This is a genomic window from Priestia sp. P5_B4 (assembly GCF_056400385.1).
The window spans coordinates 1-10,561 of record NZ_JBFULJ010000088.1; the positions used below are offsets into that span (position 1 = coordinate 1).

The following is a 10,561-nucleotide window of genomic DNA, read 5'->3' on the forward strand; positions in this document are numbered from 1 at the left end:
GTGGAGACACTGCTTATCATTTTACCTTATTCGCTTCCTTTAGCGATTGTAGGCCTACTTGAATCTATGCTAACGGCAACGGTACTGGACGAAATTACAGATACGCCTTCGAATAAAAATAAGGAAGCGCGCGGTCAAGGCATGGCTAATATTGTAACAGGTTTCTTCGGAGGAATGGCTGGCTGTGCCATGATTGGACAATCTATGATTAATGTAAAATCAGGGGGACGTGGAAGGTTATCTACCTTAGTCGCCGGAGTCTTTTTATTGTTCTTAATTATGGTGCTTGGCGATGTTGTTAAACAAATTCCAATGGCTGCTCTTGTAGGCGTTATGTTTATGGTAGCTGCTGGTACATTTGATTGGCAGTCCCTTAAAGACTTAACGAAATATCCGCTATCGGATGCTATTGTAATGGTTGTTACGGTGGTTATCGTATTGTTTACACATAACTTAGCATTAGGAGTAATGGTAGGTATTGTTTTAAGCACCATTGTATTTGGCTGGAAGATGGCTAAAATCAAAACAACTTCACAAACAGAAGGCAATATGAAGCAATACAGGGTTTCAGGGCAATTATTTTTTGCCACGATCAGCTTCTTCATGGATGAATTTCAGTATGAAACAGACCCGGATACCATCATTATTGATTTTAGTTCTTCTCATATATGGGATCAATCGGCCGTGATCGGCATCTCAAAAATTATCGATAAGTACGAGCGATTGAATAAAAAGGTTATTGTAAAAGGACTAAATGAAGATAGTAAAAAAATCGTAAGGCAAATTGGCATAACGTCGCTGTCGAACAAATAAAAGGTGTGCAGTAGCACACCTTTATTACTTGTTTCGTTTTAGTAGCTGTATGAGCCAGGTGGAAAAAGAAGTTGTAGATGGAGGTACGGATGTCTGTTTTAACAAAATAGCATAGGCTTTGCGCCGATATTGGTAATCAAGCATGCATATCTACTCCTTTTAAAACAGGATTTGGAAGCGTTTTCTTTATTGTAGCATGCTTAATAGGGAGATAAAAGAAAAAAGAGAGACCATCGTCTCTCTTTAATCATTTCCAAACATATAGCGTTTGTGATGCCATGAGATTCCAAACATCAGACCCATTGCAAACATGTTCCCCATCAGTGAACTACCTCCATATGAAATAAAAGGAAGTGGAATTCCGGTAATAGGCAAGACTTGAATGGTCATACCGATATTTTGAAATACGTGGAACGTAAGCATTGAAATAACGCCTACACATAAGTAAGAATTGAATTCATTTTTTGTTTCAAGGCCTAGCTTGATCAAGTAATAAACGAGTACGAAGAAAAGACTAATAACAATGCTGGCGCCGATAAAGCCAAACTCTTCTCCAATAACCGCAAAAATAAAGTCGGTCTGTCCCTCTGGCAAATAGACAACTCCATTTCCGATTCCTTTACCGTTTACCATTCCTGATCCAATTGCATCTAACGATTTCTTTAAATGATAGCCCTCTCCCGAACTATATGACTCAGGATCAAGCCAAGAATAGATACGTCCAAATTGGTATTGCTTAACCCCTAGATACTTTTCTAATAGGTTAGGTGCATAAACAACAAGTCCCAAAATGACAKAACCAACCGCTGTAATACCTAAAAATGCAGGCGCGATGATTTTCCAGCTTACACCTGAAACAAATACAAGTCCAACCGTGATTGCTAAGAACACAAGGGCGGTACCTAAGTCAGGCTGCTGCATGATTAATAATAAAGGTAAAGCAAGTACAGTACCCAGTTTACCAAGCAGTAAAAAGTCTTCTCTTACTGTCCGAATACGATATTTTTCATTGTGTTTCACAATGACCGTACTCAGTGTGATAATCAAAAACACTTTCATAAACTCTGATGGCTGTAACGAAAAGCCGGGAAGTGTGAACCAACTTTTTGCCCCGTTAATTTCTCTGGCAATGCTTGACGGAGCCACTAGTAAAAGAAGCAATAAAAAGTTCCCAAATCCATAAAAAACCCACGTTAGCTTTTGAAGCTGATCGGAGTCAAAACGCATGACAAACCCTATAATCACCATTCCGATTATATAAAAAACAACTTGTTGCGCTACGAAGTTCTTATCATACTGCCCGATTTTTTCAGCACTATGGATTGCCACAACGCTTACGCAAAACAATAGGAAGATTAGGAAAGCCAAGTTCCAGTCAAATCTACTAACATTTCTTTGATTTTCACCCATATTATTCACCTGTCACTATTAAATCTCATTCTTTCTTTATGATAAAAGAAAAATGCTGGTTTTTAATGCAAAGTCGATTAATGAAGAGTCGCACTAACCCCACTTTGCAGTTTTTGCTTTGAATATAGACTTGCTAAAAGTAAGAAAAGATATGTCGCAAGCTGCGTTACCATACAGCCTTTTATTATACATGAATTATTCTATAACATAAATAGGAGAAATGATAACAATTTCTTTTTTCTAAAAACTCTATTTATAGGGATTTATTCAATTCATCTTCTTTATCTCCTTAAAGGTTAATATGAAAACATATTATAGGAATTTATCTTTTTTTGCACGTGAAAAGATAAAGAAACGTGTATATATAACGAAAGAAAGGGCAAATAGTTTCATATGAACGACTGAAAAATTCTAAACTGCGAGGACTAAATCTAGCAAGCTATACATATGAATAATAGTAAAGATAAGAGAAAGTGTTCTACACTATCTTTTTCTACATGCAGACATTCAACTTCTTAGCACTCCCACAAGTAAACAGTTGAGACAAGAATATAGTTATATTCGACTTTCTTGCTGATGAACGAACGTATGGAAGGTATATGGATAGATTACCGAATCAGACACATAGGATATGAGGAAAATAATAGATAGAGATTAATAGAATCATAACGTAGAGAGGTGTGTTTATGATTATAGGGGCAAGTGTGACAGCATTTTTATTATTATGGTGGACAATTTTTTATAGCGGGCGCTACTATCATTATGTTTCAGAGCCTGTTGGCAAAAGAATTTCCCTTCACGTAGGAATACATGTCACCTTAGTGGTTGGAGTGAATGCATGTCTCTGGCTTGAGCAGCCGCTGCTTTTTTCTAGCATTTTAGCAGGGTGTGCAGGACTAGGAGCCGGATGGTTTGTAGGGATTCCTTTTTCGGTGAAAAGTATTTTAAGTGGAATAATGGGGGGGATAGGAACCGGTGTTAGTTTTTATATCTCTATGAGCATGTGGATGGATCAATTTAACTGGCTATCTTTTTTATTGATAGGAACGAGCGTTATTTTTGGCGGAAGCTCGTTATTTCAAGTGTTAAAATCGATTCCGTCATTTGAAAAGGTACTGGTAAAAATATGGATTCAACATCCTTTTCTGATAGCTCCTATTTTGATTACCGTATTTTGGCTGTATAATTTTATTGAAAAATATTTTCCGCAAGCAGATCCAACACGCAAGTAGTTTCCGTGTTGGATTTATTATTTCCTCTGATAAGACTCCCCTTTAAGTTTACCAAGTTTAACATCGTTCAATTAGTTTATAGAAGGTAAAAGTAGACATTCACCTATCTTCATTATGATGCATATTGTAACGTAGCAAGCATTATAAAGGGGGAGTGCGTATGTATCCATATCAATACGATCCACGTTTTCAAAATTTGTTTCCACCTGGAGGAGGTCAAGGGTTTCCATCGTTTCCACCTGGAGGAGGCCAAGGGTTTCCGCCGCAGGGAGGAGCGCAGCCGCCTTCAAGTCCGCCGCCAGCTTTTACACCTGCACCAAAGCTAGGTTCAGGAGGTCCATCACTTTATGCTGTTGATCCAGGCGCTATTTCAGGGTGCTTATACCGATACACCTATATATGGCCGAGAAATGGTCGACCTTACTGGTTTTACCCAACCTTTGTAGGCAGACGCTCAGTTGCAGGATATCGCTGGACAGGATCTTTCTGGGTGTATGCTGGGGTAGATGTAAATCAAATTCGAGAATTTCAATGTGTATAAAACTCCGCTTGCGGAGTTTTTTTGTGCGAAAAGGTTGACGCAAAAAAAATGGCGTTATATAATAAATCTCGAATTAAAGATAATTTGTTTAGTAATATCTTGAACTAATGATAATAGACACTTTTTAGGAGATGACATTTATGGCAAATGTATTATATGTAAAAGTAAATCCGCAGATTGATGAAGCATCATTTTCAACTCGTTTAGCACAGGTTTTCTTGGATGAGTATAAAACAGCAAACCCGACTGATACAGTGACAACGCTTGATTTGTATAAAGAAACAGTTCCATTCATTGATGGAGATGTTTTAGCGGCATGGGGAAAAGCTGGAGCTGGTGAAGAATTATCAGCTGTTGAATTAGAAAAAGTAACGCGTATGGGTGAATTAGTAGAGCAGTTTTTACAAGCTGACAAAGTTATTTTCTCAGCTCCAATGTGGAACTTAAGCTTCCCTCCACTAATGAAAGCATATATTGATAACATTTTAATTGCAGGAAAAACGTTTAAATATACTGAAAATGGTCCAGTAGGATTAGCTTCAGATAAAAAAGTAGTATTACTAGAAGCTCGCGGAGGCGTTTATTCAGAAGGCCCTGCGGCAGAGCTAGAATTTACTCAAAGCTATTTACGTACAGTGATGGGCTTCATTGGGGTTCAAGATTTCCAATTGGTTGTTGCAGAAGGCATGGCTTACACACCAGCAGAAGCAGACAATATTCTAGCAAAAGCATCTGAAAGAGCAAAAGAAGTTGCATCAACGTTCTAATGTCAAAAGCCCTTTAAAAGGGCTTTTTTTTAGGTTTAAAATTTAATACCCCTCCTTCGGAAAATATGCAAAGGGTTACATAAAATGCAGCATAGAGAACGCACTTCTTATAAAAACGCTTATACATTTTTATTTACAAGACAAAAAAAGCATGGTTAAATAATGACCATGTTAACGTAACATCGGGATAGGGGAAGTTTTTCTGCAGAATCATTGGGGTATGCTACAAGTACAATCTAAAAAAGGGTGATTGAGATGTTTAAAAAATTATTTGGTAATAAGACAAAATCAAAAGAAACAACCGTTCTAGCTCCGCTTTCAGGTAATATCCTGCCAATCAGCGAAGTGCCAGATCCAGTGTTCGCACAGAAGATGATGGGAGACGGTTTTGCAATTGAACCTTCAGAAGGACAAGTTGTTTCACCTGTTGCTGGGGAAGTCGTTCAGCTGTTCCATACAAAACACGCGGTAGGCTTAAAAACAGAAGCCGGTACGGAAGTATTAATACATATCGGCCTTGAAACAGTGGCAATGGAAGGCGAAGGATTCGAAGCTCACGTGGCACAAGGTGACAAAGTAAGTGTAGGAACACCTCTTATCACATTTGATTTAGCGCTTATTCAAGAAAAAGCGAAAAGCATTATCACACCAATCGTTATTACAAACAGTGATGCAAGTGAAAGTTTCGAAATTTTGGCTCAAGGGACGGTTCAAAAAGGCGAAACGGCTTGTGCAAAAGTAACGATGAAGTAATTAGCAAAGCCTTTTCCTTTAAGAAAGGAGAGCGCATTTGAAGATTTTAAAAGTGTTAAATAACAACGCCGTTGTCTTTAAAGAAGGCGGAGTTGAAAAAATTGCGATGGGTCCCGGTATTGCTTTTCAAAAAGGTAAAAATGATCTTATTAATGCTGCAAAAGTGGAGAAAGTCTTTGTCATGAAAGAAGAGCAGGAGAAGTTTCAAGAACTATTAAAAAACCTTCCTGAAGAGCATATTCAAGTGGCGGAAGAAATCATTTCTTATGCTGAGCAGCAGCTTTCTGCTACATTAAGTCATCATGTGCATATTGCTTTGAGCGATCATTTATCCTTTGCTGTCGAAAGGATAGCCCGCGGAATTTCCATACAAAATAAATTGCTTAATGAAATTAAATCTCTCTATCAGCCTGAGTATGCAATAGGAGTATGGGCTCTTCAGCATATCAAAAAGAGACTAGATATCACGATGCCGATTGACGAAGCGGGATATATTGCGCTTCATATTCATACGGCGAAACTGAATTCACCGGGCATGCAGCAGCTCATGATGAATACAACGATTATTAATGAAATGGTTACGATTATAAAAAAAGAGCTGAATATGGAGATTGATGAAAACAGCATGTCCTATCAGCGGCTGCTGACTCACTTGCGCTTTGCGTTAAACCGTTTAGCGCAAAATGAACCTTTTCATGAGATGGATGAAGAGATGCTTGACGTATTAAAAGTCAAATATAAAAAATCGTATCAGTGTGCTGAAACGATCAAGCAATTTGTCAAAGATGAGTACGAAATTAATTTTCCAGAAGCGGAGCTAGGATATATCACGCTTCACATTTGCCGAATAGAGCAAAGAATATAGAAAAAAACATTGACGAATATTGTTGCTTTGAGTACAATGAAAGCGTATTAATTGAATAATCGGGATTGTGACTGGTAAAGCAGGCAAGACCTAGAATGCGCATGAAGGACAAGTATGTCTTTTATAAGCGTATTTTAGGTCTTGCTTTTTTTATGACATACAACAAGGAGGAAGTAAGATGGACGTAAAAGAAATTGCTAAAAAGCTTGTTCCGCTTTTAGGAGGAAAAGAAAATATTGCTAGTGCGCAGCACTGTGCTACGCGTTTGCGCCTCGTTATTCGAGATGAAAGCAAAATCGATCAAAAAGGTTTAGATGAAATAGAAGATGTAAAAGGGGCTTTTTCAAATTCAGGACAGTTTCAAATCATTTTTGGAACCGGTCTCGTTAATAAAATCCACGCTGCTTTTGTGAAAGAATTAGGTGCTGACGAGGCTGCTGCCCCAGCGGATCATCAAGAAGAAATGAAAAAGAAAATGAACCCATTTGCCCGTTTTGCCCGCATGCTTTCCAATATTTTTGTTCCGATTATTCCAGCCATTGTAGCCAGTGGTTTACTAATGGGGCTGCTCGGGATGATGAAAGCGTTCCACTGGGTCTCAGAAGATAGCGCGTTATTTGTGTTATTGGATATGTTCTCAGGCGCAGCATTTATCATTTTACCGATTTTAATCGGGTTTTCAGCTGCAAAAGAATTCGGTTCAAATCCTTATCTAGGAGCGGTTATCGGAGGGATCTTAACGCATCCGATGTTATTAAATCCGTGGACATTAGCAGATGCTAAGCCGGAATATATGGATTTGTTTGGCTTAAGTATTCCGCTGATCGGCTATCAAGGTACGGTCGTTCCGATTTTATTGGCTATCTACGTCATGAGTAAAATTGAAAAGGGACTCCGGAAAATTGTGCCGAATTCGGTTGATTTACTTGTTACGCCTTTTTTAACGGTTATTATCACAGGCTTTGTGTCACTTGTGTTTATTGGCCCTTTCGGTCGCTATATTGGAGATTTAATTTCGATCAGCCTTCAGTCTCTATACGATGTAGCCGGAGTGTTTGCAGGAATTTTGTTTGGTGGCTTGTACTCAACTATTGTATTAACAGGTTTGCAGCATAGTTTTCATGCTATTGAAGCAGGACTGCTTGCTAATCCGAAGATTGGCGTTAACTTCTTACTTCCTATTTGGGCCTGCGCGAATGTGGCGCAAGGAGGAGCAGGGCTGGCTGTTTACTTTAAGACGAAAAATGCCAAAACGAAAAAAATTGCGATTCCAGCGGCTATTTCTTCCTTCTTAGGAATTACAGAACCGATTATTTTCGGCGTCAACTTAAGACTTCGCAAGCCGTTTATTGCTGCGGCTATAGGCGGAGCAGCCGGAGGAGGCTATGTTGTACTTATGCACGTAGTAGCCAATGCCTACGGACTCACAGGTATTCCAATGATGGCCATTGCTGCGCCGCTTGGTATGAGCAATTTAATTCACTATATAATCGGCATGATTATTTCTGTAGGTGTAGCATTCGGCGTTACGTGGTTCATGAAACTAAAAGAAGACTGAGAAGCAGCGGTAAGCATACGAGAATAAATAATGGTATTAGATTTGCTCATCATATTTTATGGTGAGCAAATTTTGTGTCGTAAATATGAAACTTTTTAAAAAGTAATACGTAGAACAGTCAAAGTGATAAGTTGATGTTGTGTAACAGGAACGTAAATGCTACACTACATATATTGGATTGTACTATTATAGTCAGAAAGAGAGCTGGCACATGGAATTTTATCACGATCTTTTTCTATATGCGCCGTATTTATCTGCTTTCGTTTTATACATCCTTTGTTATTATATGCTTCGTGAAGCTAGGTTTACGGCTTTTCATGCGGAACCTGTCACCGACCATGTGAATGCAGGGATTGATCCTTCAGTATTAACAATATGGAAAAGACGAAATGTATTTATACATGTGTATAGAAAAACACCAGTTAAAGAGAAGAATAATGATGAAGAAGATCCTTTCCTTCTGAAAAACACTTCATACATTTAGTCATTATTAGGAGGAAAGAATATGAAAAGAAATAAAAAATTATTATTGCTTGGTTTAATGGGAGCGCTTCTTTTAGCTCTAGCCGGCTGTAGCAGTACAAAAACACCGGTCACGGCTACAAGCGGCGGATTCTGGGATCATTATTTTGTTTACCCTTTATCTATGGCATTAACGAAAATTGCTGAGTGGGCAGGCGGAAGCTATGGTCTGTCTATTATTATTGCGACGTTTATCATTCGTTTAGTTCTATTGCCGCTTATTTTAAAACAGCAAAAGAGCACGATGGCTATGCAAGCACTTCGTCCAGAGATGGAAAAGATTCAAAAGAAATATGCTGGTAAAAAAGATCCTGAAACACAGCAAAAGCAGCAAAAAGAAATGATGCAGCTTTACCAAACGCATAAAATTAATCCGGTTGGCGGATGTTTGCCAATCTTTATTCAAATGCCTATTATTATCGCATTTTATAATGCCATTGCACGAACGCATGAAATTGCACAGCATTCATTCTTATGGGTAAGTTTAGGAAAGCCAGATCCTTACTTCATTTTACCGGTAGTTGCAGCGATTACGACATTCTTACAAATTCGTGTAAGTATGACGGATGAAATTCAACCTCCAATGAAAATGATGATGAACATTATGCCAATTTTCATCTTAGTAGCGGGAATTTCACTCCCATCTGCTCTTGCATTATATTGGGTAATTGGTAACTTATTCGGAATTGGACAAGGTTACTACTTGAAAAAACGTATGAGCTTATTAAAAGAAAAAGATGCGGGTAATAATACAGCACAAGCTAAAACAAAACCATCACCAAAATCTAAGTCAAAATCATAATATACAAAAAGCGCAGCTATTCGCTGCGCTTTTTTATTTTTTCAAAAATGTGATGAGATGAGGAGATTTGTGTAACGCTATAAAAAAAGACAGGAGTGAACATGGTGAAAAAAATAGCGTTATGTCTGCTTTTTCTTATGTTGTTCCCTATGCAAATAAATGCTGCCAATACGGTGAAAGTCAGTTTTATACGGCAAGGAAACCTATGGGTATATGATAACGGTACCGAAAGGCAGTTATCCTATGCCCGTCATGCCTCTATGCCTCAATGGTCATCACATGGAGATATGGTTGCTTATGCAGAAAATGATTCTTTAATGATTGCACCGTTAAAAGGAAAACCGCTACTTGTTGAACATGATGTGACTCATTATCAATGGTCACCGGTTGCTGAGGAACTTGCGTACATTTCGAATGGAATCTTAGTATATTACAACGTTAAAACGCATGAAAAGAAGCGTGTAGCCGTAGGGGTTGATCAGTTTTCATGGTTTCCAGAAGGAGATCGATTTTTAATTACGTCAGCTGCTGCGCTGGCGCCGACGGGATGGGGGCCGGTAAAGCTATATACAGTGAGCAAATATGCAGGGTTAGATGTAAAAAAAGTGGAGGCTTTTACGACGCTCCCGGCAGAAAATGATTCGTTTTTTGCGTATACAACAAGCAGCTTCAAATGGTCTCCTAACGGTCAATGGATTAGTTTTATCGCTATTCCAACGGCTTCGATGTCTGCAGATGCAAATAAGCTGTGCATCATTACAAAAGAAGGGAAAGCTTTTCAAGTAGTGGGAGATATGCTTAATGTACCTAATTGGTTTAAGTGGAGTAATGAAGAGCAAGTACTGGCATTTATTAATGGAGAAGGAAGGTTTGCCACTGAAAATAAAAAGTTCACTTTAAAAGAGATGCCGGTTTTTAAAGAACATGTGTTTACTCCAAAAGGCTTCGCAGATTGGGATTTTACTTGGACAGAAAAAGATAACATCATCATTTCACGTGTGCCCGAAGCAGGGTGGTCGAATGATGAAAAAAAGAGGCCACTGCCTTTTTTGTATAGCATGGACGTAAAGACCAATAAGCAAAGTCAGTTCACATTTCCACAAAAAGGCTTAGGAGATTATGCGCCTGTTTATCATAAAGCAGCGAATCAAACGATGTGGATTCGTACAAATCGAAAACAAGCAAATCTTTTAACACGCCTAAAAGATACGAAAAATGATAAGGTGCTTATTTCAGGCTTAGACCTGCCGGGAAATTATTATGAGCTGTATAGGTGGAATGAAGTATTTAGCGTGTAC

At 38.5% G+C, this 10,561-nt stretch carries 10 protein-coding genes; 9 read left to right on the forward strand and 1 reads right to left on the reverse strand.

Annotation, left to right across the window (positions count from 1 at the left end; genetic code table 11):
- The coding region (locus AC1DRF_RS10525; protein ID WP_477740710.1) for a SulP family inorganic anion transporter at positions 1-813 on the forward strand (813 nt) is incomplete at its 5' end.
- 243 nt (positions 814-1,056) lie between these two features.
- Here the strand turns inward: AC1DRF_RS10525 and AC1DRF_RS10530 are convergent.
- Positions 1,057-2,223, reverse strand: a complete 1,167-nt coding sequence (locus AC1DRF_RS10530; protein WP_477740711.1) for an FtsW/RodA/SpoVE family cell cycle protein — start codon at positions 2,221-2,223, stop codon at positions 1,057-1,059.
- A 686-nt stretch (positions 2,224-2,909) separates the two neighbouring features.
- Here AC1DRF_RS10530 and AC1DRF_RS10535 point away from each other — a divergent pair.
- The 8 genes from AC1DRF_RS10535 to AC1DRF_RS10570 form a co-directional block, all read left to right on the forward strand.
- Positions 2,910-3,455, forward strand: coding sequence for a hypothetical protein (locus tag AC1DRF_RS10535; protein WP_477740712.1), 546 nt, complete (start codon positions 2,910-2,912; stop codon positions 3,453-3,455).
- Between the two features lie 160 nt (positions 3,456-3,615).
- Positions 3,616-3,996 (forward strand): transporter, encoded by a 381-nt coding sequence (locus tag AC1DRF_RS10540; protein WP_439866271.1) that lies wholly within the window; start codon positions 3,616-3,618, stop codon positions 3,994-3,996.
- A 140-nt stretch (positions 3,997-4,136) separates the two neighbouring features.
- On the forward strand, positions 4,137-4,763 hold the full coding sequence (locus tag AC1DRF_RS10545; RefSeq protein WP_097824452.1) for an FMN-dependent NADH-azoreductase: 627 nt from the start codon (positions 4,137-4,139) through the stop codon (positions 4,761-4,763).
- A 255-nt stretch (positions 4,764-5,018) separates the two neighbouring features.
- On the forward strand, positions 5,019-5,516 hold the full coding sequence (locus AC1DRF_RS10550; RefSeq protein ID WP_013084668.1) for a PTS sugar transporter subunit IIA: 498 nt from the start codon (positions 5,019-5,021) through the stop codon (positions 5,514-5,516).
- A 37-nt stretch (positions 5,517-5,553) separates the two neighbouring features.
- On the forward strand, positions 5,554-6,381 hold the full coding sequence (locus tag AC1DRF_RS10555) for a PRD domain-containing protein (RefSeq protein WP_028410911.1): 828 nt from the start codon (positions 5,554-5,556) through the stop codon (positions 6,379-6,381).
- Positions 6,382-6,559: 178 nt separating this feature from the next.
- The gene (locus tag AC1DRF_RS10560) at positions 6,560-7,939 is read left to right on the forward strand and encodes a sucrose-specific PTS transporter subunit IIBC (RefSeq protein WP_116514644.1); all 1,380 of its coding nucleotides are present in this window, start codon (positions 6,560-6,562) and stop codon (positions 7,937-7,939) included.
- A 505-nt stretch (positions 7,940-8,444) separates the two neighbouring features.
- Complete coding sequence (gene yidC, locus AC1DRF_RS10565) at positions 8,445-9,263, forward strand: membrane protein insertase YidC (RefSeq protein WP_043976640.1); 819 nt, start codon at positions 8,445-8,447, stop codon at positions 9,261-9,263.
- 101 nt (positions 9,264-9,364) lie between these two features.
- On the forward strand, positions 9,365-10,561 hold a 1,197-nt coding region (locus AC1DRF_RS10570), incomplete at its 3' end, for a TolB family protein (RefSeq protein ID WP_477740713.1).